Origin of the sequence: Mucilaginibacter flavidus, assembly GCF_024055575.1 — a bacterium.
GTDB lineage: Bacteria > Bacteroidota > Bacteroidia > Sphingobacteriales > Sphingobacteriaceae > Mucilaginibacter > Mucilaginibacter flavidus.
Genome location: NZ_JAMXOE010000027.1, coordinates 1 through 24407, shown reverse-complemented (window position 1 = coordinate 24407; position 24407 = coordinate 1). Strand labels below are relative to the sequence as shown.

The window sequence follows — 24407 nt, the reverse complement described above, 5'->3', positions numbered from 1 at the left end:
ATTTGTCAACTATCCATCATTTGGAACATACATTGATGGGCAGTAGTATCACTAAAACATTAAATTTTATAACCGAATAGATTATGCAAGAAAAAGGCACAATTTCGATCCATACCGAGAATATTTTCCCAATCATCAAAAAATTCTTATACTCAGATACCGAGATATTTTTAAGGGAACTGGTATCAAATGCAGTTGATGCTACGCAAAAAGTTAAACGTTTGGCCTCTTTAGGCCAATACAATGGCGAACTTGGTGATTTACGCGTTGAAATAGCTTTCGACGAAAAAGCTAAAACAATCACGATATCCGACAATGGTTTGGGTATGACCGCCGAAGAAATAAAAAAATACATCAACCAGATAGCATTCTCGGGCGCTACTGAGTTTATGGAGAAATTCAAAGAAGCTAAAGATGCAAACGAAATAATCGGCCGTTTTGGCTTAGGTTTTTATTCAGCATTTATGGTTGCTGACAAGGTTGAAATTGAATCGTTATCGTACCAGGAAGGCGCTGAACCTGCCCACTGGACTTGCGATGGCAGCACCGAATTTGAGTTGAGCGAAGGCAGCCTGCAGGAGCGTGGCACCGAAATCACACTTCATATCAACAAAGAGTCGGAAGAGTTTTTAAGTAAATATCGCTTACAGCAAATCCTTGATAAATATTGCAAATTTTTGCCGGTACCTATTAAATTCGGAACTAACACACAGGAAGAAGAAGATGGCGTTGATGAAGAGGGTAAACCTAAATACAAATCGATTGAAGTTGATAATATCATTAACGATACCAACCCAATTTGGACTAAGGCGCCGAGTGAACTGAAAGATGAGGATTACCTTAATTTTTACAAACAGCTTTATCCATTCTCTGAGGACCCGCTATTCTGGATACATCTGAATGTTGACTATCCATTTAACTTAACCGGCGTACTATACTTCCCTAAGCTTAAAAACGATTTCGAGATACAGAAAAACAAAATCAAACTGTTCTCGCGCCAGGTATTTATTACAGACGAGGTAAAGGATATTGTGCCTGAGTTTTTGATGTTGCTGCATGGTGTTATCGATTCTCCGGATATCCCCCTGAATGTATCGCGTAGTTTTTTACAGGCTGATAGTAGTGTGAAGAAAATTAATAGCTACATCACCAAAAAAGTAGCTGATAAATTGGCAGAATTATTTAAGGCCGACCGCAAAGCCTATGAAGAAAAATGGACCGACATCGGCCTGTTTGTAAAATATGGGATGGTAAGTGAAGAGAAGTTTTATGACAAGGCCAAAGACTTTGTTTTCCTGAGCAATACTCAAAAGGAAAACTTTACACTAAATGAGTATAAAGACAAGGTAACCCCTGAGCAAACCGACAAAGACGGGCAGCTGGTTTACATTTACACCAACGACCCTGCCAAACAGGACGCATTTATCCAATCGGCAAATAAAAAAGGTTACGATGTTTTGGTGATGAACTCCCCTATCGATAACCACTTTATTGGGCACCTTGAGCAAAAACTGGAGAAGACGTCCTTTAAGCGTGTGGATGCTGACGTTGCCGACAAGCTTATCAAAAAAGAAGATGCTCCTGAGCATGTACTTACCGAAGAGCAGGCAAAAACAGTTAAAGGCATTTTTGATAAAGCCATTAATAAGCCAGCTTACAAAGTTGAACTGGAAAGCTTAAATCCCGACGAATTGCCGGTAACCGTTACAATGGATGAGTTTATGCGCCGCATGAAAGAAATGGCAGCTATGGGTGGTGGAATGGGCTTTTATGGCAGCATGCCCGATAACTATAAAGTTATTGTAAACGGTAACCATAAATTAATAAGCAGGATATTAAACGAAGAGAATGAGGAAGTACAGGCAGCTCTTTCAAAACAAGCATTCGATCTTGCATTATTATCACAGGGACTATTGACGGGTGCCGAACTTACTGAGTTTGTAAACCGCAGCGTTAACCTGATATAATTTTTAGAACCAATATACAAGAGCCAAGATACAAGAAAGCATCGCATCATTACCGTATTCAACGCTTTTTTATCTTGATTCTTGGTTCTTACATCTTGAAGTAAAGGCTGCCTCCAGGGGCGGCTTTTTTAATTTTAAGAAAACAATATGGAATTTAATGTATTAATCGTTAAATAATTATGGAATTTTGTTACGGGTTGCATCTAGTAGATAATTACTAAAAAAATATATAAGATGAGAAATTTAACAAAACTGGCAATAATATCTGTATTGATATTATCATGCTTTCAGACAGTTTTGGCCCAGAAAACCTCGCGGGCCGAAAGGGAGGCCGCTAAGGTTGCCAAGGTAAAAGCGCTGATCGACGCTCAAAACTACGTTTTCCAGGCTGACTATGTTATCCCGCAGCGGGGGAACTCCAAGTCATTAACTTTTGGGTATGATATGGTGGTATCTAAAGATACTTTGCAGACATACCTGCCTTACTTCGGCCAGGTTACATTAGCACCTACCGATGCAACAGATGGCGGCATAAAGCTAAACACTACAAATTTTAGCTGTGAAGCTAAAGCCGGTAAAAAAGGCGGCTATGAAATTGTCATCAAACCAAAGGATAATTTCAACCAGGGATCGAAAGATGTACGGTATATGAGGTTGAATGTTTCGGCTACCGGGTACGCCAGCTTGCAGGTAATCAGCAATAACCGCGACCCGATTTCGTTCAACGGGACGATTGAAGACAGGAAAGAAAAGAAATAAACACCTCCGGGATTGATACTATGAAGGCTCCATTTCGATGTTATTTTTAAGATCGAGGAGCCGTTTTTCATTTTTTTTATGCTATAAACAAGTTGCAATCAGGCCGGTCCAACCGGTTTGATGAGATGCACCCATTCCACGCCCTGTGTCGCCGTCAAAATACTCATGAAATAAGATAAAATCTTTAAAATTAGGATCGGTTTGCATTTTTTGATAGTCGCCGTATACTGCCCGTCTCCCCTCGGCATCGCGTAAAAACAGATTTGACAAGCGACCGTATAGATCTTCAGCCACCTGTTGCAGGTTCATAAAATTCCCAGAGCCTGTGGGGCACTCTATTTTAAAATCATCGCCATAATACTGGTAAAATTTGTGAAGGCTTTCAATCAACAGGTAATTTATTGGCATCCAGATAGGGCCGCGCCAATTACTATTGCCACCAAACAGGCCGCTGTCACTTTCGGCTGGCGTATATTTTATGCTGAATTGCGCACCGTCAATAGCAACATTGTAAGGATTATCCAAATGATATCGCGAAACCGAACGGATGCCATATTTACTCAGAAACTCATTTTCATCAAGCAGGTATTTCAATAACGATTTCATGCGGTAACCCCGCAAAAGGCTAACCAAATGCTTGCCGGGTGTTTTTGTTTCCCCCCAACGCGACACCAGGCCGGCAAGGTCAGGTCGGTTTTCGGCAAACCATTTCATTCGGTTGCTGAATATCGGGTTATTGGTAATATCATTTTCGTCCAAAACCTCAGCAGCAATCAAGGGGATTAAACCGACAATACTGCGCACGCGCATTTTCTGAGTGCTGTTATCGGGAAGGCGCAACTGATCGTAAAAAAAACCGTCTGTATCATCCCATAAACCCTCGTTATCCTGCCCAATGTTTGATATGGCGCCAGCGATGTATATAAAATGTTCAAAAAACTTGCTCGCAATATCGTTATAAGCCTTATTTGTTTCAGCTAGCTCAGCCGCAATACGCAATAAGTTTAAGGAATAAATAGCCATCCAACTGGTACCATCGGCCTGTTCAAGGGTCTCCCCCATGGGCAAATGTGCATTTCTGTCGAATACACCGATATTGTCCAACCCTAAAAAGCCACCCTCAAAAATATTATTGCCTTGTGCGTCCTTGCGGTTTACCCACCAGGTGAAGTTTAACATCAGTTTGTGAAATATGCGCTCCAAAAAATAAGTATCGCCCTGGTTATTGTTTGCCGCTTTATCCTGCTGATAAATTTTCCACGTAACCATAGCGTGCACCGGGGGGTTAGCGTCGTTGAAGTCCCACTCATAAGCCGGTAACTGCCCGTTCGGGTGCATATACCAGTCCTTTATAAGCAGGCTAAGCTGATTTTTGGCAAAAGCCATATCAACCTTTGCAAGGGGAATACAATGGAAAGCCAGATCCCAGGCAGCAAACCAGGGATACTCCCATTTATCTGGCATAGATATAATATCCCTGGTATTAAAATGTGTCCATTTGCTGTTGCGGGCGTTTTTGCGCTGTTGCGGTGGTGCAGGCTGCGCCGGGTCGCCGTGCAGCCAGTGGTTAATGTCGAAATAGTAAAATTGTTTGTTCCAGAGCATTCCGGCCAACGCCTGCCGTTGAATCATAATTCTATCGGCATTTTCGACACCTTTCTCTAAATCCGAATAGAATTCATCGGCTTCTGATTTCCTGGCGTCAAACAAGTTATCAAAATCGTCGAACCCGTTGCTCGCATCCGTTGATAAACGCAACCTGAGCGTAACGCTTTGTCTTGCAGGGACATTTACTTCAAAATTCACAGCAGCTTTAGTCCCTGTTTTTTTCGGGTTTATGGTATCAGCGCCATGAACAATATAATTGTTTATACCGTCTTTATAAAACTGCTTGCCGTCGTTAATATTGTACAGGCGTCGCGTATTGGTTTCGTTGTCGCAAAACATCAGTTCAGGCGAGCCTTCAGCATTCAACCACATCTGCCCGAAGTGCTGGTGATATATCTCTATTACCCCATGCGAGTCGGCAGTTAGTTCCGGAACGTAATTATCATATCCCCAGGCCCAGGTGTTGCGAAACCATACAGTTGGCAGCACGTTTAAAGCAGCATCTGCGCTTCCCCTATTGTTAACAGTTATTTTAATTAATGTATCGTGCTGGGTGTTTTTAACATATTCAATAAATACATCAAAGTAATCGTCGTTATTGAATATTCCGGTATCAATCAGTTCAAATTCAGGATCGTTCCGCGTCCGGCGCTTATTTTCATCTACCAGCCAGGCATAAGGAAATTCCTGCTGCGGGTATTTATAAAGCATTTTTTGATACGAGTGCGTAGGTGTATTGTCGAGGTAGTAATACAATTCCTTAACGTCTTCACCATGGTTACCTTCTGGATTACTAAGTCCAAAATACCGCTCTTTTATAATCGGGTCTTTCTTGTTCCACAAAGCAACGGAAAAACACAAAAGCTGTTCATTGTCGCAGATGCCGCCAATACCTTCCTCGCCCCAGCGATAGGCTTTACTTCGCGCCATATCATGCGTTATGTAGTTCCATGCATCGCCGTTTTCGCTATAATCTTCACGCACGGTTCCCCACTGGCGGTCGCTCACATACGGCCCCCACTTTTTCCAGGACGAATCCTTTAGTCTTTCTTGCTCTTTATTCATGATTTATTTCCACGCATTTCGCAAAAATCTTAGCCAGTTACCGTGCATCATATTTTCGATATCAGTTTCGGTATAACCCCTGGTTTTTAATATAGCTGGTATTTTCTGCAGGTCCGCTATGGTTTCCAAATCGTAAGGGCACTGCTCCCGGCCGAACGCGCCGTCAAGGTCAGAACCTATGCCTACATGCATGGCATTGCCTGCAATCTGGCAAATATGGTCGATGTGGTCTATCATCACTTCCAGGCTACAGTTCATCGCTTTAGGATCCGATTGGCCTCTTACCCACCCCGGCACCATCATCCAGGCGTCCAGCGCGCCGCCAATTACGGCGCCACGGTTTACCAGTTCCTTTATCTGCTCGTCGCTAAACTGGCGGTTATGGTTCACCAATGCGCGGCAATTGTTGTGGCTGGCCCAAACGTGGCCATTAAAGTGGTCCAACGCCTCCCAAAAGCTGTCGTCGCACAAATGGGTTGCATCTAAAATAATATTGAGCCGTTCCATTTCTCTTAACAACTCGTGTCCGGCGCTACCCATAAAACCTGTGGCGTCGGTTCCCTGCGCATAGCGGCCCGGGCCGTAATGTGCCGGCCCCACAGCACGCAACCCATAATTATAAGCTCTTTCCAAATGTTTAATGGTGACAATCGAATCGGCCCCTTCCAAACTCAAAATATAGCCAACTAACTTGGAGTCATTGGGTTGTCCATTGTTCCAAAGGGCAAGGTGCTTTTCCAAACTGGTTAAATCATTCACCTGCACCATTTCGCCGGCATCTTCCATCGCTTTATACCAGGCAACCTGGCCCTGCGTTTGCGCCCAGGCCTGTTCGGGCGAATGCCAGCCGGGCAGTGGATTTCCCAACGCAACATAACGTGCTATTTGAGTGGCCACAACCAGCCCAATATTACCCTTACGCAACTCAGGTAGCGAAACTACACCTTTCGCACGGTCGGGCTTATCCGTAAGGCCTGCTTCGCGCGCGTTAATTTCGGCAATAGGTTTCCGCAAATCGCGGTTCCATTCAAGGGCATTCATGCTAAGATCTAAATGGGCGTCGATGGTGAACATTTCTTTTGAGTTGATTGAGTTAGACTAAGTTGATTGGGCTAAAAAATCAGATAGTTATCTTCCTGTCGCGTGCAATATTCTTCCACTCCCCGCTCATTTTGTTGTCTTCTATAGTTATCGCCCTTTCATATAACGCCACTGTCGGACAAACATGGTAGGGCATTCCGTAAATAACATCGCCGGTTTTGTATTTGTGATCTTTGCCGGCTTCGACAACCAAATGTTCTTCGCTTTGGCCGACAGCTTCCAGTTTAGTAGCATTTATGAAATATACGCGCGTTTTTAGCTCACGTTCGGCGGCAATTGACTTATGACCCAAATCCAGGCATAACGTAGTCTCATTCGGTAACGATATCACCCTGGTTACTACCAACGCTGCTGGCAAAAAGTTCTGTTCTGCGAAGCTGGTTTGATAGCCCTTATCCCAATAAACAAAAGTACCGGGGCTGCATTCAATCTCTTTTCTTTTAGCGTGAATAGGAAATGTCGGCAACCCGCCGGCCACAATCACCGGTTTTGGATAGCCCATAGCCACAATTTCCGATTGCAGTTTAACAACTTTTTCAAAACACTTATCGCACTCTTCAGTCCGCTCGGCCAAATCGGGTTGGTGAATATGACCATCGTAAGCATGCAGTCCAACTATTTCGATTCCCGATAGTGCCTGGCAATTAACATAAAGCGCTAAAGCCACGTCTCCCAGTTTAATCCCGGTGCGGTTTTGACCAACATTTAAATCAATATAAACCGGAACTTTTATTTCCTTTTTGATTGCCGCTTCAGATATTCCAACCGAAGCTGGCAAATTATCAACCAAGCAGGAAAATTTCGTATTGGGATATAATGAAATCAACCGAATAAATCTATCCAATTTTGGCCCTATTGGCTGATACGCTAGTAGCACATCCGGCGCCTTACACATACCAAGCATTTCTGCTTCGGCAATAGTGGCACATTTAAACTTGGTGATACCGGCTTGCAGCATTAACCGGGTAACCTCGGCACACTTATGCGTTTTAACATGCGGCCTTAACCGGGCCACATTATCAATCATACCAATTGCTGTGTCAATATTCTTCTTTACCCTGGCAGGGTAAACTACCAATACCGGCGTATCTAGTTTTTCAATATCGTTTATTGTGTACCAATCTTCGGATACCATTATTGAAAACGGTCTTATTTAGTTAATCCTAAAACATCTTTCGGTCTTCACTGACTTTACTGACTTACTCAAAAAAGTTCAAACAAAGCTTCAATTTCCACCGGGATATTATCCGGCAACGAGCCCATTCCTACCGCGCTCCGTACGCCTATGCCATTATCTTCACCCCAAACTTTTGCAAACAATTCGCTGCAACCGTTGATAATGAAAGGGTGTTTTTCAAAATCGAGCGTGCAGTTAACCATTCCCAATACCTTTATTACCCTTTTCACTTTATTTAAAGTTCCGAGGTTAGCGGTTATGGTAGCCAGTATTGCGAGACCGACCTGGCGTGCTGCCAGCTTTCCTTCTTCCATTGTAATGGTATCGCCAATTCTACCGATGATAAGACTACCATCGTCCTGTACAGTTCCATGACCTGATACATATAAATATTTTCCATCAATTAAGCATGGCTTGTAAACGCCAAGTGGTTTTGGTGCCGGCGGCAGGTTAAGACCCAGCGCGGCAAAATTCTGATCTGCAGTATTCATTATTAAAAAGGTAGTATTTGAAAACAAACATAAAAATAAAAAGCCGGGTATCTCACGCCCGGCTTTAATAAATCAAACAATCAACTCTATCTTAAAATCTGAAGCTTGCGCCTACGTTTACAACGTAGTCGGCAAATGCTGCATCGCCATGTGCGTATTTTCCTGTCAGCGCTGTAGTTCGCATATCGGCTACGCTTTGCGTACGATCGCGCATTACAGCAACTGGAACAAACGCATATACCGAGAATTTCTTAAGTCTGTAGGTAACACCTGGCTCAGCTGACAGTATGTAACCTGGTCTCCGGAATCCATCACTTTTACCAATTATATCTTTAACAGGTAAGCACTCGTATCGTACCCCCGCCGAAAAATCCAGGCTTTTTGTTCCTAAACTAAATCCAATCCTAACCAGTTCCTGATCTGGCACGCTCATAACTGCGCTTGTATTGGCTATCGCTGTTGCACTTGGTGTACCGCCTCTTGCGGTTGATACACCATTTTCATCGCGCGGATTAAACAAATAAAAGAATGTACCATACATACCAAAATTATGGGTAAAGTTATAGTAAGCGTTTATTTCTGTAGTGATACCCCAACCGCCATCACCTGGTTGTATCGATTGGTCAACCGGGCCAACGCGCGACCCGCCGTTAGGCCCAACATTGTAAAAGTCGTCGGTAGCGCCGTACTTTCCTGTCGGCAGTTTAACACCTAACCCAAGCTGGATATTACCATTATGTGCGGTTGCAGGATTCAACAGCCAGCGGTATCCTGTTAAACGAATGTCACCTATCCCGGCTGATTGAGTCGACCTGCGGTTTGCACCACCATGTTCATATAAAGATGACCTGTTGTTAAGTACAAGTGGTAAATCTAAGGCAAATGACCAACGGTTATTAAAATTGCGGGTTAAACTAAAATCCTGGGTAAAAGCGTGATTAATAACGTTTGTACCCTGTTGGATACGTTGTTTTTGTTCGTCTTTACCAACAAAATGTCTAAATGAACGAAAGTAGCGGCTGTTGGCATTAAAAAGCCAGCTGCCCTGGGGTGCCAGGCTATCTGGATGTTCGCTCATTGTGCAAAGGCCACCAGTGCTGCGTATGGCTACACAACCTTGTGCGAAAGTATTTGATTTGGTAAAGAGAACGAATAATGCAAGTGTTAAGACAATTCTAAAAGTATGTTTCATAATTTAATGTAGGGTTTGTGTGTAATTGAGTATTTGTTTGTTGTGGATTTAGTTAATTTCCTGAGCCGTCTGTTTTGCCGCGCTGTACGGCATATTGGCCTACTTTTGTACCGGTTTGCATACCTGCATCTATATCCGACCGGTAGTGGATTGCTCCGTAAAGCCGTGACAATGATGCCTGGTTAGCTAAATCGGTAAATTTGGTCCCCCGGTCGGGTAATAAATAGTTTAGCACTGCTGCGGCCGCACCACTAAAGTTTGAGTGACCGGATGTATATGCCGGGAAATTTGGCAGGCCGGTTAGCGTTTTAATTTTGGGGTTTGCCTGTGTAGGGCGCTGGTTAAAATAAAAATATTTGGTATCCCAGCACACAATAGCGGCATCCATTTCAGCCATGTTTAGCAAAGCAAAGTTGCGGGCCCAGCGAACTTCGCTGTAGTTTTGTTTTACAAATTCGTCAGCTGCAATCGCATTCCAATGCCCTGGCGGAGTGTACGTACCAACACCATCGGCCCAAAACTCCACAGTCGCCTGGTGCTCGCGTGTTGGGTTTTCGCTATAAGTAAGCACCTCAGCAACTTCTTTTTTAAATGCGTCTGAATTCGTAAGCGGCGGCGGTGGTGGCCTTAAGGCTACAACCGTAAGTGTGTCGAACAAAAACGGCAGTACTTTGCCAAACAATGGCAACATCGGCGGGCGTTTAGGTGCGTCCTGGCTTATCCAAAAGGTTTCGCCTTTCGCCGCTGTTTGTGTTTGCAATTGTGTCCATAGGGCCGGGGTCCCAATTGCTTTGCCGGCACGGTCGGTACGGGCGCGGGCTGCAAAAACATCGGCTACCTGGGTGCCTAACGCTTCACCAGCGTTTAGTTCCCCTCTAACATTGGCTCCTGCCATAATGCGGTATAACTTTTCATCGGCTGCTTTTTGTTCTATATACCCGATATCCGCCGGGAACAACAGTTTCATTATTTCAACCGTAGCGCCCGAAACCACTGCATCTTCGCTTGGATACGATGGCAACGCCGATTTGGGAATAAGCGGCTTTATAGTCGCATCAAAAGTATAAGGTGCAGCGCGGTTGTACATGTTTTTAAAGTGATAGGCAGTAACCAACGCATCATATTGTGCGGCGCTTACATACGCATATGCGCGTGCAGCATAAGGCGGATTTGCAAACGGGAAAATTGGATACGCAAACGGGTTGGTTGAGCTTGGCGCCGGATAAGTACCATCGGCGTTTTGATAAGGAGGCACATTGTGCTTTGCTACCAAATCGCGCAAAATTTCGTTCCACCTTAAAACAGCGCCTGCACTCCAATATTTTACAATAGCTGCCTGGTCGTCAGTCAGTTTACCCTGGTACGATTTAATTTCATTCAAATCTGCAACGTATGCAGGGGTATTGGTTGCATCCGGAGCCGGAACGTTAAAAACTGTGGGGTCTTTTATCAATACAGGTTTCCAGGTGTCTGCGTTCAAATCAATGTTTGCCGGTGCGAGGGCCGGGTAAGCCGTTGTACGATCGGTTACCGCTTTATTACACGACCCTAAAAAAACTGATGCTGTTAAGGTTACCAGCGTCGTTACATATAGTATTTGTTTTTTCATGGTTTATCTATTTAGTTTTTTTGTTAAAGTCTAAAATATAGTACACAGCGGCGAAAAGGTTGGTACTTTGGCCAACATTACGCCCACTTACAACGTAATTGCCTCCTGCGACAAGTTCAAGACCTGTAAGGTTTTCGAAGCTGTATTTTGCAAGACCACCCACAGTTGTCATATTCATGCGGTTACTTGGGAAAGGCATGTCGTTTTTACGGATATCAAAACCGCCTATCGAAGTAGTTTTTGAAACAATACCTTCAATATTTAATTTCAGGCTTCGGTAACCAGCGCTTACTAAAAAGTTGGTTACATTGGGCATATCAACCTGGTTACTATAAATCAAGTGGTCGGTGTAGTAGGCGTTCCTGTCGATGGTTATATTACTGCGTAAAACATATTGGCCTGCGCCGGCAATAAAAAATTGTTTTACCTGGTAGTTTAGTAATCCGCGAAGCGAAATACTTTTACTGTGTAAGCCGATAGATACCGGGAGAAAATCTGGTTCGTAATTGGTCAAAGGGATCGAGCCTTCGGCAATAGCATGTACGCTAAAAATGCCTTTGCCAATTTCTGTGTTGTAGGCAAGATATTTTAAAGCCAGGGTCAAGTCCTGTACCCCGCTTTGGCCCTTAAGCGTGCCTTGCGAAGCATTAGTTTTAACGTACGGGGCCATAAAAATAAAGTCGAGTTTGTTGGTTAGCCCGTAATTGCCAACAACAGTGTAGGTGTTTGATGATAGCTTGCCGATGTTGGCATTATCGCGTTTAAAAGTTCCCTCCCAATAGTTAGTCCAGCTGCTGTGGGTATAAACGACACCTGTACAGAAGTAATTTTTCGGGATCATTAATGCATCGGCATCCGTTTGCGCACTCGCCGTTTTGCAAAACACAAAGCAGCAGCACACAACTAAACAATACCGGCATAGGTACAGTTGTAAAGATTTAATCATGGGTTTAATTAAAAAATGTAAGAATGAAAAATAAAAAGTTACACGGTTAATTTGGCGCCGCTAAGTAAGCGGCATCGGTAAAATAGAAAAGCTGCGCGGAAGACTTTGATAAAATACTATAGAAAAAACGCCGCATGCGAAAGCACAATGCACCATTTTAAGCTATAAACAAATTAAATTACATGCCTTAACTCAACAAGGCTCGACAAAGAATGTTATAAAGCAGCTTTAGCAGCCGAAATTAGGGGGTTTGCCGGGTGAGGCAATGAACGGATTGGTTACTTTAACAAATATAGATTTGTCATTAGGTTTAAGCTGCATTTCAGGAGCAACATAGTTGTACTGAAACGTCTGGATATTATACTCACTTAAAGTGTTTACTTTTTTTACTGGCGCATCGTGCCCTTTTTTGCTGATTGGCACATCGTTAATTTCTTTTGCGGTTATGATGTTAGCATTAACCAGCCGTGTTTTGTTGGTGTTGGGCACGCAAACAAAATACATGGTATCGCGGGTCATCCTTAACCTTACATAATTGTAATAAGCATCTTTTAACTGGATCTGCCCGGTGATAACTTCATATTCGTCCCAGTCCTGTATGGTAGGCATGTTAACCGGTATTTTTATCTCGATTAGTTTGGAGTTATCCACCTTGTTATCGAAGATTTCTTTTACCATTTTAACATCCGACTGGTGGATGTAATATTGAAACAGCAGCGAATATCCACCCATGCTAAACAGGTGAATGCTCAATAAAGCTATAGCTATAAGCCGTTTCAATTAATTGGGTTTAAATTTTGGTCTATTATTCGGTAGTAAATGTATATATTTTTTTGATTAGCAATGCAAACTTTTTTTTCAAAAATCATCATGCAGGCTAATATTTAGAAATATTCTATTTAGCAATCATATATTTAAGGCCCCTTACTTCCTTTCAGTTATGGATATATTTGTACATCATCGCATCAAATGGAATTTTTAAAACAACCCTGGCCCTGGTATATTGCCGGCCCGCTTATCGGCCTTATTGTGCCAATATTATTACTTGCGGGCAATAAACCTTTCGGCATCTCCTCGTCTTTAAAACACATTTGCGCTGCATGCATCCCGGCAAATATTTCCTTTTTTAAGTACGACTGGAAAAGAGAGGCATGGAACTTGTTTTTTGTTGCAGGCGTAGTGGCGGGCGGATTTATAGCCGCACATTTTTTAAACGGGCAGCACGCCGTTAAACTATCTGCCGACACAACAGCAGTCCTTAAACACCAGGGCATTAAAGATTTCAGCGGACTTTTACCAAATGATATTTTCAGCTTTCGGCAATTGCTAACGTTGCGGGGCTTTGTGTTCATGGTTGTAGGCGGTTTTTTGGTTGGTTTTGGAACCCGGTGGGCTAACGGCTGTACATCAGGTCACTCCATAATGGGTATTGCAACCCTGCAGTGGCCATCCTTAGTTGCTACCTGCTGCTTTATGATAGGTGGTTTGGTGAGCACCTGGTTTATTTTACCTTACCTTATTAAATTATAATGCGGAACATTAAATATTTAATTGCCGGTGCATTTTTTGGTATTGTGCTGGTAAAGTCGGAAGTAATATCATGGTTCAGGATCCAGGAAATGTTCAGGCTGCAGGCTTTTCACATGTATGGGATAATTGGCAGCGCCATTGTGGTGGGGATGATTTCGGTGTTCATCATCAAAAAATTCAACATCAAAACCACCGCAGGTGAAGAAGTTGTTATACCGAAAAAGGAATTCAGCAAAGGCAATATATTTGGAGGGCTGATATTTGGCGTAGGCTGGGCAATTACCGGCGCTTGCCCGGGCCCGTTATTCGCACAAATTGGAAGCGGCTTCTTAGTGACTTTCGTAACATTGCTAAGTGCCATAGCCGGAACATGGGTTTATGGATTGCTGCGCGAGCGGCTGCCCGAATAATAAAATATAATTACAATGAATGATTTTTTAGCAGCGCGGTCGCAAATGGCCATTTCACTTGGCTTTCACATCATATATTCCTGCATTGGTATGGTTATGCCGGTATTCATGGCCATATCACATTATAAATGGATAAAAACCGGCGAACCTGTTTACAAGAACATCACACAGGCCTGGAGCAAAGGCGTGGCTATATTCTTCGCTACAGGTGCAGTATCAGGCACTATTTTGTCGTTCGAGCTTGGCTTGCTTTGGCCAAAATTCATGGAGCATGCCGGGCCTATATTCGGGATGCCATTTTCGCTGGAAGGTGTTGCATTTTTTATTGAAGCGATTGCGTTGGGCTTTTTCCTGTATGGGTGGAACAGGTTTAACAAATGGTTCCATTGGATAACCGGGATAATGGTAGGCGTTAGCGGGATAGCTTCGGGCATTTTGGTGGTATCGGCAAATTCATGGATGAACAGTCCTTCCGGATTTGACTATGTCAACGGCCAATACCTGAATATCGACCCGATAAAAGCCATGTTCAATGGCTCCTGGTTTTCAGAAGCTTTGCATATGACTATTGCGGCCTTTTCAGCAACGGGCTTTGCTGTAGCCGGTATTCATGCTTTAATGATAGCGCGAAAACAGAACGTGCCGTTTCATACCAAAGCGTTTCGAATAGCAATAGTTTTCGGGGCCATTGCGGCGATATTACAACCATTCAACGGCGATATATCCGCAAAAAATGCAGCCGAAAAGCAGCCCGCTAAACTGGCAGCCATGGGAGCTTATTTCCATACCCAACCCTACTCGCCTTTAACCATTGGTGGTTTGCCAGATACTGCTAATAAAAAAGTAAACTATGGCATTGAGATACCGGGGTTATTAAGCTTTTTAGTATATGACAACTTTAAGCAGCCTGTTAAAGGTTTGGACACCATCCCTATTAAAAATCAGCCCCCTATCACAGTAACACATATCGCATTTGAAATTATGATAGCCATCGGTTCGACAATGATGCTTGTTGGAATATTGTATTTTGTAGCGATTTGGAAAAAGCGTAGCTGGCTATCTAAAAAATGGTTTCTTAATTTATTTATCCTTTCTACCCCGTTTGGTTTTATAGCTGTTGAGGCCGGCTGGACGGTTACCGAAGTGGGCCGCCAGCCCTGGATTATACAGGGAGTGATGCGTACAAGCGAAGCCGTTACACCAATGCCGGGCATACATTATTCGTTTTACCTGTTCACCGCAGTTTACCTTATTTTAAGCGTAGCAGTAGTGTTTTTATTAAGCAGGCAGATAAAGATGGTACCCGAACTGTACGACCGAAAAACTGAACTGGAATTAATTTAAAACAGGATGAAAGTTATTTTCAAAGATTACATGGATAACCAAATTACCGAGCAACAAACCGCATTGTTGGGCGAGTATTCGAAAGTATTTGTTATGCCTGGCGATGTGATTAAAAAGGAGGATTTTTTTGATAATAATAAGCTTCAAAATATTCACTACTATAAAGACATTGACGAAACAGAGGAGGAAGCAAGGGAAAAATTGAATCAGTACAACGTTCCATTCAGCATACGGGAAAGGGAAAAGTACGGTGATTTTACCATCATCCGGGTAAATTCATATACCGCAAATCAGTTGACCGAAAAATGGAAGTTTTTGGCTGATGCGAACGATTTTATATTGTGTACGCAACCAATAAATCTGATTTCAGGCGAACCTGTTTACGAGCAAACAACAAAGTACCTTGGCGAGTATAGTAACGACCTGGAACCTAACTACTGTAGATTTAATTTCGACAGTGACGGACAAGTTACATATTGCGCCTACAATTACGTGCGCGATTACGAGAGCGAGCTATTTGAGTTAGACCGCCTGCTGATGATAAGGGAAAAGTTTAACCTGACCGATGAACAGTACAATTATTATTTAACTGCGGACCTGCTGCCTCCATTAAAATAAGCTTATGATATTTGTAGTAACTGCCTTTTTATTTTCAGCCATCGTATTGTACTTCCTGCTCGGCGGCGCCGACTTTGGCGCGGGTATTATCGAATTGTTTACCTCGCAAAAAAACAAACACAACACACGGCAGACCAGCTACCACGCCATAGGCCCCATTTGGGAAGCCAACCACATGTGGCTCATTATCGCCGTGGTAATTATGTTCGTAGGCTTCCCGGTTGTTTACAGCACCATGTGCACTTACCTGCACATACCCATGCTGATAATGTTATTAGGCATTACAGCCCGTGGCACCGCTTTTGCCTTCAGAAATTACGATGCCATTAAGGGCGCACATACGCAGAAGATATACAACCGGGTATTTGTTTACTCAAGCTTTGTTACGCCTTTATTTTTAGGGATTATCGCCGGCAGTGCAGTATCAAGGCAGATAGATTTGCACGCGACATCATTTTTAGATGCTTATATTTTTAGCTGGTTAAACTACTTCTCGGTAGCTGTCGGCTTATTTACCGTAGCCTTGAGCGGCTACCTTGCAGCAATTTACTTAATCGGCGAGGCTGATAATGAACACGATGTCCACCGTTTTATCCTAAAGGCCAGGATAATGAACATTTTGGCTGTTGTGTTTGGCGGTTTGGTATTCCTGGCCTCCGAAGTAGAAAACATCCACCTTGCGCGTTGGATATTCGGCAACCCGGTTAGCTTAACTGCGGTAATTGCGGCTTCTGTTTCATTAGCGGCATCGTGGATATTAATTAATAAAGGCAAGCGAAAAATAATCCGGATTGGAGCGGGTTTCCAGGTAACTATGATCTTGCTGGCAGTTGGCTATATGCACTGGCCCTACCTTTTAATGGTAAAGGACGGGCAGAACCTATCGCTTTTTGCCTACCAGGCACCGGAGAATACAATTCGCGATTTAGGGCTGGGATTACTGATTGGCAGTGTGTTGATATTGCCATCGCTGTTTTATTTGTACTATAGTTTTCAAAAACGCGGAGCCGCAGAACATGAATAATTACGTTGATTTCGGTAATGATTTTTCAGGCGAAATCAACGTAATCAGCGAAATCATTTAATCAGCCGTTTAACTTTTATACTTCTGAAAAACACTTCGTTACCATGATCCTGCAACAGCAAATGCCCTTCCTTTGCCTCACCGAAGTTTTTCCAGATGACGTATTTACTGATAGCTACCAAATCTTTGTAAGCTTTTGAGCCGCGTTCGTATTCCAATACTTTAACGCCATTTAAGTAATGCTCCACATGATTATTGGGGTAAACAACCACCCTGCCTATATTCCATGCGCCTATAGGATGAACAAAACGCTCCTGTTTTTTGGCGGGGATAAGGTCGTATAGCGATGCCAGCGTGCGATCTCCATCACGTCCAAGTTTGGCATCAGGATGCAGTTTATCATCCAGAACCTGGTACTCCAGTCCTATCGCCGAACCTTTGGTTTGCTCGCTTAGGGTTACGAAATATTTTACACCGCTGTTTGCGCCGGGTGTGAGCTTAAATTCAAAAGAAAGATCGAACGCGCTGTACAAATCATCGGTGACAATGTCACCACCACCCGATTCTTCTTTTCCTTCAGACGGTAAAACGTGCATAAGTCCGTTTGTACACTCCCAGCCTTTTCCCGGGAATGTTGCAAGCGTAGCGCCGTGCCAGCCTTTGTTGGTATGTCCGTCATAGAGCAATTTCCAGCCTGCGGCTTTTTCGCTTGCTGATAATGAATTGGGTTCCAGGTTTACTGTATAGATATCTTTAGGGAAAGGCAGTCGCTTTAAGTTTGTAGTTTGAATACGCAGGTTTTTAAAATACACCTTTTTTCCGGCCTGCTCCTCTTTGGTAACTGCATGAACCTGCAACCCGATGAAGCCTTTGCTATCTACGGTATCCACCACATCAGCTATTGCAACGCCATTTATCCAGGTGCGCATTTCGTTGCCGATGCATTCTATGCGAACGTGGTTATACTCACCAACCTTAAAAACATCCTTTGCTTTTTCGTGTAAATCAAGCGGGTACAGCCAGTCTCTCCGGCCCTCATCATAAATTCCACCAGACCATTTCCTGTCCGACGGGTCAATTTCAAACTGGCGGCCATAAACCAGCCCTTTGCCGTCATGCCCGGCCGGGTCAAAGTGGCTGCGGGTTTGCACACCCGAATTACTAAGCTTGCTCTCTATTTTGGTATCCAAGTCCAAAATAAAGTCGCCATATTCTTTGTCCGTCACTAAAAAAGTATTACCGGAGTTGAGTACAGTGGTGCCAACAATGGCGCCATTTTCAACTTTATAATCGGCGGTACCTGCAACGCGGTGCCAACCTTTAAGGGTTTTGCCGTCGAAGAGGCTAGGGGTGCTTTGGGCATTAACAGCAACGGGTGCTGCTAAGGTTACAAATACCAGCGCCAGGGCGCTATTTATGAACTGTTTTTTCATGTTAGATATAATATTGATTAAAAATTAAACTTTCGGCTCCCACCCTTTTTCATATTCCCTGCTCCAAAGTTTCTGCGCTTCAGGGTCGTGTAAAATATGCCCGTTTGATGGGTCAATATGCAGAACACGGTCAACCCGATACGAAATATTTCCCAATTGCGGTAACAGGGTCGATTTAAACCCGGTTTCAATAGGGCAGTTCAGCTTGGCTGTGCCTTGTATGGTTTGGATAAAATTTGCCATGTGCAAGCCATCCAGTGCTTCGGTTGGGCTCACTTTGTTGGTGGCATCTACCGGCGCTTCGTCTTTCACCTCGCGCACTAGTTTGTTTTCACCATCGTAAATTTTATACCCGTTGCCGCCAGTGTAAAACAGGGTGCCTTTGTCGCCATAAAATATAACACCACGGCCAAGGCCCTCAATATTATAACCGTTGCAGCTCCTTCCCTCCCATTCGGCCGCGGTATTATTGGGGAAGTTGTAAAGGATATTTTGAGTATCCGGTGTCTGCCAGTCGTCTTTAAAATGAAAGCGGCCACCGGTCGAAACAACTTTAGTCGGAAAATCGGCACCTAAACCCCAGCGGATTACGTCGAGCTCGTGTGTGCCGTTGTTTAATGCCTCGCCTGTGCCCCAGTTCCAAAACCAGTGCCAGTTGTAATGTATCAGGTTGTCCTGGTATGGCCTGCGTGGCGCCGGGCCCTGCCACAGCTCGTAGTTAAGGTTTGCCGGTACCGCAACCTGCTTACCAATACCAATAGTATCCCGGTGATTGGTGTACCAGCCCTTTGCATAATAAGTGCGACCGATAACTCCATCATGCAATTCCTTCACCATTTGCTGCACATTATTAAACGAGCGTCGCTGACTGCCCATTTGTACCAGCCGGTTATATTTTTTTGATGCTGCTACCAGCATTTCACCTTCATGCGGGTTGTGGCTGCAGGGTTTTTCAACATAAACATGTTTGCCGGCCTGGCAAGCCATAATAGCGCCGGGCGCGTGCCAATGGTCGGGGGCAGCAATAACGATGGCATCAACGTCTTTGCGCTCCAGTAATTTCCTGATGTCGGTATAGCCTTCGGGCTTTTTGCCGGTACGTTTATAGATATCAGCGATGGTATTTTCAACTACTTTCGAGTCGACATCGCATACAAAACCAACTTCGGTATTGGGTATTTTAGCAAAGTTTTGAGCCAGGTAAAGGCCACGGCTATGCGTACCCATCATGCCTACTACAACTTTGTCATTTGGCGAGCCTTTGAAGAACCCGGCAGCTTTGCCCAATTGTGGCGCAAGTAAAAAACCTGTACCCGCTACCCAGGTGGTTTTAATGAATTTTCTCCTGTTTATCATGTTTGGTTAGTTAGATTTTATTGATATAGAATGATTGCACCAATTGACAGGCGGCAGAGACGCGAAGCATCGCGTTTCTACGTCACTCCAATGCCGAATATACAAGCACTTTAAATTTGTCAGACAATTCGCCGTGCGGGTAGGGCCATTCCTGTACAAACAACAGGCAAACCATATGTTCTTTGGGATCGGCCCAGTAGATGGTGCCGTAAAAACCGCCCCAGCTAAACGAACCCTCAGTTTCGCCAAGCTTTGCCTGTCCGCTTTTGGTGAAAACCTCAAACCCTAAACCAAACTTGTTACCCTCCGCGTTCAAATTCAAGTTTCCTATCTGGTTCATAGTCATCATCTCAACAGTATGCCTTGACAATAAACGATGCCCGTTGTAAATACCGCCGTTAAGCATCATCTGTAAAAAAATAGCGTAATCCTGTACAGTTGAACTCAATCCGGCTCCACCGGCATAATAAGTGCCGTTTGATAATGGATAATCAAAATCCACTCCCGGAAAGGTTGTTTTATCCCATTTAACCAGGTGCTTATACTGTTTATCGGGTGTATAAACAGTAGCCAGTCGGGCGAATTTAGCCTGCGGCAGGTAGAAATAGGTATCATTCATCCCCAGCGGGGTAAATATTCGTTCTTTAAAAAACTGGTCGAGGGACTTGCCTGATACTTTCTCAACAAGGTAACCCAGCACGTCGATGCTTAAACCGTAGGTGAATTTCTCTCCGGGCTGATGCACCAACGGCAGTGCACCCAATTTGTTGATGGCATCACCAAGCGAAAGCTTCTCGCTTAAAAACCCAGCGTAAATACCATTTTTTGCGTAGATGGCCTTCATGCTGTTTGAGCCGATTTGCGCATAATCCACTCCTGACGTATGGGTCAGTAGATCACGTATCGTTACTTCACGCCGTGCTGCAATGGTGGTATAAGTGGAATCTTTAGGGTTAAACTCCGCCAATACTTTAGGATGTGCAAATGATGGAATATATTTTGAAATAGGATCGTCCAAAAGAAATTTGCCTTCTTCGAAAAGCATCATCACGGCAACACTGGTAATGGCCTTGGTTTGCGAAGCGATGCGAAAAATCTCATCAGTACGCATCGGTACTTTTTTATCGATATCGGCAAGTCCAAATGCTTTTTTATATACAATTTTGCCGTTACGGGCTATAAAAGCATCGGCACCCGCTACCCAGCCAGAGTCAACGTATTGTTTTATCAGCTTATCAATACGCTGTAACCGCTCCGGAGAAAAATGTTCAGTCAACGGGTTGCCCGGCTGTAAAGTAACACCCTGAGAAGAAACACCGAACGAAATAAACATGGCAAACACCAGCGCAATTGGCTTTTTTATCATAATGGTTTGGTTAGCAGGGTTATAATTCTTCAAGGCCGACCGGCTTCGAAAAAACATGTCGGTTATACAACTAATGTATGAACTATTGGGTAAAAGCCCGTTAATTGTTAACAGGTTTGTTACATTCAGGGTTGATTATGTTGATTGAAATCGACGGGGCAAACAGTCACTTCCCTTTAGAAAATGGGCTCACATGGTTTACACTATTATAAATAATTATTAATGAGATAATTATATAATAAATCCAGACAAATATGCCCAATTTTGCAAACCATTTTTTCAGGTCAATTTACTATATTCAACAAGTCTTGCAAGCGCCAATCACTAATTCACTAAATCGGCAATTCACTAATTACTTACACCCCCGCGAATGCCGAAAATCCACCATCAACGCAAATCATTGAACCGGTAACAAATGCGGATGCATCGCTCAACAGCCACACGATTGCGCCTATCAGTTCATCGGGATGACCAAACCTTTTAAAAGGTGTATTGCGGATAACCTTGCCGCCACGGTCGGTATAGCCACCATCGGGGGTGGTAAGCAGGTTGCGGTTTTGTTCGGTAAGAAAAAAGCCGGGGGCCAGCGCATTCATGCGGATGGCGTCGCCGTAGCGGTTAGCCAGCTCAACAGCAAACCATTGGTTATAGCAATCTACAGCTGCCTTACCCATATTGTAACCAAGCACTTTGGTTATTGCCCTTTTTGAATTCATTGATGATATGTTTACAATGCTTCCCTTGCCTGTTTTGGCGATTGCTTCACCAAAGACCTGGGTTGGGTTTAGGGTTCCCCAAAGGTTTAGATCCAGCACTTCTTTCATCCCCTGCAAATTCATGCTAAAAATGTCTTCCTCGGGTTGTAAAACACCTTGCGGCATGTTGCCACCCGCGCCATTTACCAGGCCGTCAATCCGGCCGAAGGCTTCCAGGATTTTATCTTTGGCGACGATTAACTCGTCAATTTTCATTACATCGGCTACTAAAGCAATAGCCTTGCCGCCGTTTGCATTAATATGGGCTGCCCGCTCTTCGGCAACCTCTTTTTTGCGACCTAATATACCAACTGTGCCGCCGGCTTCAACAATGCCGTTAACAAAGGCATTACCCAAAATACCGGTGCCACCGGTTACTACTATTACTTTTCCGCTTAATGAAAATTTATCTGACATAATTTTAGAATCAGGAAGCCAGGAACCAGGATTCAAGACTTCAATATTAATTTAGTTTTTTTCTAATCTCTAACCTCCAATTAACCAATCACTAACGTAAGTCGCCAATCGAAATCGCATCCATATCTGTATAATCCAAGTTCTCGCCTGCCATACCCCATATAAAGTTATAATTGCAGGTGCCACTGCCTGAATGGATGCTCCAGGGCGGCGATACCACGGCATCGTAGTTGTTCATCATAATATGTCGGGATTCATCACCCTTGCCCATATAATGCACAATTTTTTGACCTTCCGGCAAGTCGAAATAAAAATAAGCTTCCATCCGCCTGTCATGTGTATGGGCAGGCATAGTATTCCAAATGCTGCCTGGCTTTAATATGGTTAGGCCCATTACCAGCTGGCAGCTTTTAATACCTTCGGTATGAATGTATTTGTTAATAGTGCGCAGGTTTGCAGTTGCCACACTCCCGGCTTCAACTTTTGAAGCCTCGTTTATCCCCATAAAAGTTGTCGGATACGCCATATGCGCAGGAGCCGACAGTATGTAAAAAACTGCTGCATCAGCACTATTTTTACTGGCAAAAGTCACCTGCTTTACGCCCTTGCCTATGTACAGGCAATCAAATTTTTTCAATTCATAGGTTTGGCTGTCGGCAGTAACCACGCCGTCACCCGCAACATTTATTATTCCTATTTCGCGGCGCTCAAGGAAATAATCAGCACGAAGGTTGGGGTAGTTCTCTAAAGCCAGCGTTTGAGTCACCGGGTGCGCTGTACCGACAATCATCCGGTCATAATGCGTGTAAACGCAGTTGATCTCATCTTTTTGAACGGTATTATCGATTAAAAACCGTTCCCGTATTAAGGATGTGTCGTAACTTCTAAAATCGTCCGGGTGTACGCTGTGCAGAACTTTCAAGGTATTTGGAGCTATTGTAAGTGAAACCAAAGTTACTATTTACGTTTTCAAAAAAAAGGTGAAATAGTTTTTACAAATAAAGCTAAATTACGTCACCATAAAAACCTAACAAATAAAAAACTGATTGTACCATGAAACCATTACCATTTCATAAGACATTCCTGCTACTTTTTGTATTTTCAGGAGTGGCTATTTCATCATTAGCACAAGATACCTGGACTAAAACCACCGCCGCCGACTGGGTTAACAAAAGTGAATGGAAAAAAGGGCTTAAGCTAAGCCTGGATACATCAACAAATAAAAAAGTGTTTGCAGAGCAATACCACCGAAACCAGGCGGCCTGGGACAAAGCCTTCTCATTTTTGCGCGACAGCGACCTTACCAAACTAAAGCCGGGAAAATACACGATTGACGGCACCAACGTTTATGCAACTATTACCGAAGCACCATCGAAAGAGTTTGAAGGCTCGGCATGGGAGTCGCACCGAAAATACATTGATTTGCAATATGTTATAAAAGGACAGGAAACAATCGGGGTCGCCCCGGTAAGCAAAGCCACCGTTACCAAGCCTTATAATGAAGCCGGCGACAGCGCCAACTACAACGTCCAGGGGCAATATTACGTTGCTATGCCCGGCACCTTCTTCCTGTTTTTCCCAAGTGATGCCCATCGGCCCAACATAAAAGTAGCCGGGTATGATGGGGTAAAGAAAATTGTGATTAAAATCAGGATGGTTGATTTGGGTGCGGAGTAACTAATTAGCGAATTAGTGATTGGGTGAATTAGTGAATGTTTAAAGAAAAGATTTGTCAACTTTTAAAAGTTGACAAACCTCTCTACGTTAACTAATCCTCGAACAGGCTTATCTCAATTGAATGGCCTTTAACTATTTGTATAATTTTTGTGCATTCAACCGGGCAGCCGTTGCTTTGCGCACGCAATATGCGGTCGCAATCCTCAAGGTCGAAATTAAAACGAAAGGTCGGCAGGTGCGCTTGCAATGCTTTTAGCACCTTGCCGGCCGTTCGTTTATTTTTCACGTTAGTTCTGAATATCTCTACCATAATAATGTGAATTTTAATGTTAATGCGATTTCGATATAAAAATTGGTAGCCACAACGTTCAGTTTCGCCTCACCTAAATCCTCTCCAAAGGAGAGAACTTCAGCTTCGCGCTTCAAGTCACCATTTTTTAAGCCACTCTCCTTTGGAGAGTAATAGCCTATGAAAAGACATTTAAAATATGTATCTTTATGATAATGAACATAATAGAAGTACTTGCAAGGTATCACGAGCAGGAGACCTGCATATCGCATT

23 protein-coding genes are annotated in these 24407 nt (G+C 43.7%); 8 read left to right on the top strand and 15 right to left on the bottom strand.

From position 1 onward, the window contains the following. Positions 1-83: 83 nt before the first annotated feature. Positions 84-1967 carry a molecular chaperone HtpG gene (htpG, locus tag NAF19_RS26140; protein ID WP_252793320.1) on the top strand — a complete coding sequence of 628 codons (1884 nt, stop codon included), beginning with the start codon at positions 84-86 and terminating at the stop codon, positions 1965-1967. 234 nt (positions 1968-2201) lie between these two features. Further along, a complete protein-coding gene (locus NAF19_RS26135) occupies positions 2202-2726 on the top strand; it encodes a DUF4251 domain-containing protein (RefSeq protein WP_252793319.1) in 525 nt (174 codons plus the stop codon). A gap of 81 nt (positions 2727-2807) precedes the next feature. On the opposite strand, the gene NAF19_RS26130 is transcribed toward NAF19_RS26135, so the two are convergent. The 8 genes from NAF19_RS26130 to NAF19_RS26095 all read right to left on the bottom strand — a co-directional run bounded on the left by NAF19_RS26130 (position 2808) and on the right by NAF19_RS26095 (position 12695). Further along, on the bottom strand, positions 2808-5399 hold the full coding sequence (locus tag NAF19_RS26130) for an MGH1-like glycoside hydrolase domain-containing protein (protein ID WP_252793318.1): 2592 nt from the start codon (positions 5397-5399) through the stop codon (positions 2808-2810). A gap of 3 nt (positions 5400-5402) precedes the next feature. Then, complete coding sequence (locus tag NAF19_RS26125) at positions 5403-6473, bottom strand: dipeptidase (RefSeq protein ID WP_252793317.1); 1071 nt, start codon at positions 6471-6473, stop codon at positions 5403-5405. A 46-nt stretch (positions 6474-6519) separates the two neighbouring features. Beyond that, positions 6520-7635 carry a D-TA family PLP-dependent enzyme gene (locus NAF19_RS26120; protein ID WP_252793316.1) on the bottom strand — a complete coding sequence of 372 codons (1116 nt, stop codon included), beginning with the start codon at positions 7633-7635 and terminating at the stop codon, positions 6520-6522. A gap of 68 nt (positions 7636-7703) precedes the next feature. Continuing rightward, positions 7704-8168 carry a RidA family protein gene (locus NAF19_RS26115; RefSeq protein ID WP_252793315.1) on the bottom strand — a complete coding sequence of 155 codons (465 nt, stop codon included), beginning with the start codon at positions 8166-8168 and terminating at the stop codon, positions 7704-7706. 91 nt (positions 8169-8259) lie between these two features. Then, entirely contained in the window at positions 8260-9360 is a 1101-nt protein-coding gene (locus NAF19_RS26110) for a hypothetical protein (RefSeq protein ID WP_252793314.1), read from the bottom strand. 52 nt (positions 9361-9412) lie between these two features. After that, complete coding sequence (locus tag NAF19_RS26105) at positions 9413-10969, bottom strand: vanadium-dependent haloperoxidase (protein ID WP_252793313.1); 1557 nt, start codon at positions 10967-10969, stop codon at positions 9413-9415. Between the two features lie 7 nt (positions 10970-10976). Further along, positions 10977-11915: a transporter gene (locus NAF19_RS26100; RefSeq protein WP_252793312.1), complete on the bottom strand. Its 939-nt coding sequence runs from the start codon at positions 11913-11915 to the stop codon at positions 10977-10979. A gap of 228 nt (positions 11916-12143) precedes the next feature. Further along, entirely contained in the window at positions 12144-12695 is a 552-nt protein-coding gene (locus tag NAF19_RS26095) for a hypothetical protein (RefSeq protein ID WP_252793311.1), read from the bottom strand. A 189-nt stretch (positions 12696-12884) separates the two neighbouring features. On the opposite strand from NAF19_RS26095, the gene NAF19_RS26090 reads away from it, so the two are divergent. From NAF19_RS26090 to NAF19_RS26070, 5 genes are read left to right on the top strand one after another with little or no spacing between them, the layout of a single operon-like run. Further along, positions 12885-13445 carry a YeeE/YedE family protein gene (locus NAF19_RS26090; protein WP_252793310.1) on the top strand — a complete coding sequence of 187 codons (561 nt, stop codon included), beginning with the start codon at positions 12885-12887 and terminating at the stop codon, positions 13443-13445. Then, a complete protein-coding gene (locus NAF19_RS26085) occupies positions 13445-13855 on the top strand; it encodes a DUF6691 family protein (RefSeq protein ID WP_252793309.1) in 411 nt (136 codons plus the stop codon). Before NAF19_RS26090 ends, NAF19_RS26085 begins: the two co-directional genes overlap by 1 nt. A 15-nt stretch (positions 13856-13870) precedes the next feature. Beyond that, entirely contained in the window at positions 13871-15199 is a 1329-nt protein-coding gene (locus tag NAF19_RS26080) for a cytochrome ubiquinol oxidase subunit I (protein ID WP_252793308.1), read from the top strand. Positions 15200-15205: 6 nt separating this feature from the next. After that, on the top strand, positions 15206-15817 hold the full coding sequence (locus tag NAF19_RS26075; RefSeq protein ID WP_252793307.1) for a hypothetical protein: 612 nt from the start codon (positions 15206-15208) through the stop codon (positions 15815-15817). A 4-nt stretch (positions 15818-15821) separates the two neighbouring features. Further along, positions 15822-16841, top strand: a complete 1020-nt coding sequence (locus NAF19_RS26070) for a cytochrome d ubiquinol oxidase subunit II (RefSeq protein WP_252793306.1) — start codon at positions 15822-15824, stop codon at positions 16839-16841. 53 nt (positions 16842-16894) lie between these two features. Here NAF19_RS26070 and NAF19_RS26065 read toward each other — a convergent pair whose 3' ends face one another. The 5 genes from NAF19_RS26065 to kduI all read right to left on the bottom strand — a co-directional run bounded on the left by NAF19_RS26065 (position 16895) and on the right by kduI (position 23090). After that, positions 16895-18274 (bottom strand): 3-keto-disaccharide hydrolase, encoded by a 1380-nt coding sequence (locus NAF19_RS26065; protein WP_252793305.1) that lies wholly within the window; start codon positions 18272-18274, stop codon positions 16895-16897. Positions 18275-18298: 24 nt separating this feature from the next. After that, the gene (locus tag NAF19_RS26060) at positions 18299-19630 is read right to left on the bottom strand and encodes a Gfo/Idh/MocA family protein (RefSeq protein WP_252793304.1); all 1332 of its coding nucleotides are present in this window, start codon (positions 19628-19630) and stop codon (positions 18299-18301) included. Positions 19631-19712: 82 nt separating this feature from the next. Beyond that, the gene (locus tag NAF19_RS26055; RefSeq protein WP_252793303.1) at positions 19713-20996 is read right to left on the bottom strand and encodes a serine hydrolase domain-containing protein; all 1284 of its coding nucleotides are present in this window, start codon (positions 20994-20996) and stop codon (positions 19713-19715) included. A gap of 356 nt (positions 20997-21352) precedes the next feature. Next, positions 21353-22168, bottom strand: coding sequence for an SDR family oxidoreductase (locus tag NAF19_RS26050; protein WP_252793302.1), 816 nt, complete (start codon positions 22166-22168; stop codon positions 21353-21355). A gap of 91 nt (positions 22169-22259) precedes the next feature. After that, positions 22260-23090, bottom strand: a complete 831-nt coding sequence (gene kduI / locus NAF19_RS26045) for a 5-dehydro-4-deoxy-D-glucuronate isomerase (RefSeq protein ID WP_252793301.1) — start codon at positions 23088-23090, stop codon at positions 22260-22262. A 131-nt stretch (positions 23091-23221) separates the two neighbouring features. On the opposite strand from kduI, the gene NAF19_RS26040 reads away from it, so the two are divergent. Further along, entirely contained in the window at positions 23222-23845 is a 624-nt protein-coding gene (locus tag NAF19_RS26040; RefSeq protein WP_252793300.1) for a NanQ anomerase/TabA/YiaL family protein, read from the top strand. A gap of 91 nt (positions 23846-23936) precedes the next feature. Here the strand turns inward: NAF19_RS26040 and NAF19_RS26035 are convergent, their stop codons facing one another. Together NAF19_RS26035 and NAF19_RS26030 are read right to left on the bottom strand one after the other, a co-directional pair. After that, positions 23937-24155: a hypothetical protein gene (locus tag NAF19_RS26035; RefSeq protein ID WP_252793299.1), complete on the bottom strand. Its 219-nt coding sequence runs from the start codon at positions 24153-24155 to the stop codon at positions 23937-23939. Next, positions 24149-24407, bottom strand: a 259-nt coding sequence (locus NAF19_RS26030) for a hypothetical protein (protein WP_252793298.1), incomplete at its 5' end; no start/stop codon positions are given. The genes NAF19_RS26030 and NAF19_RS26035, both read right to left, overlap by 7 nt.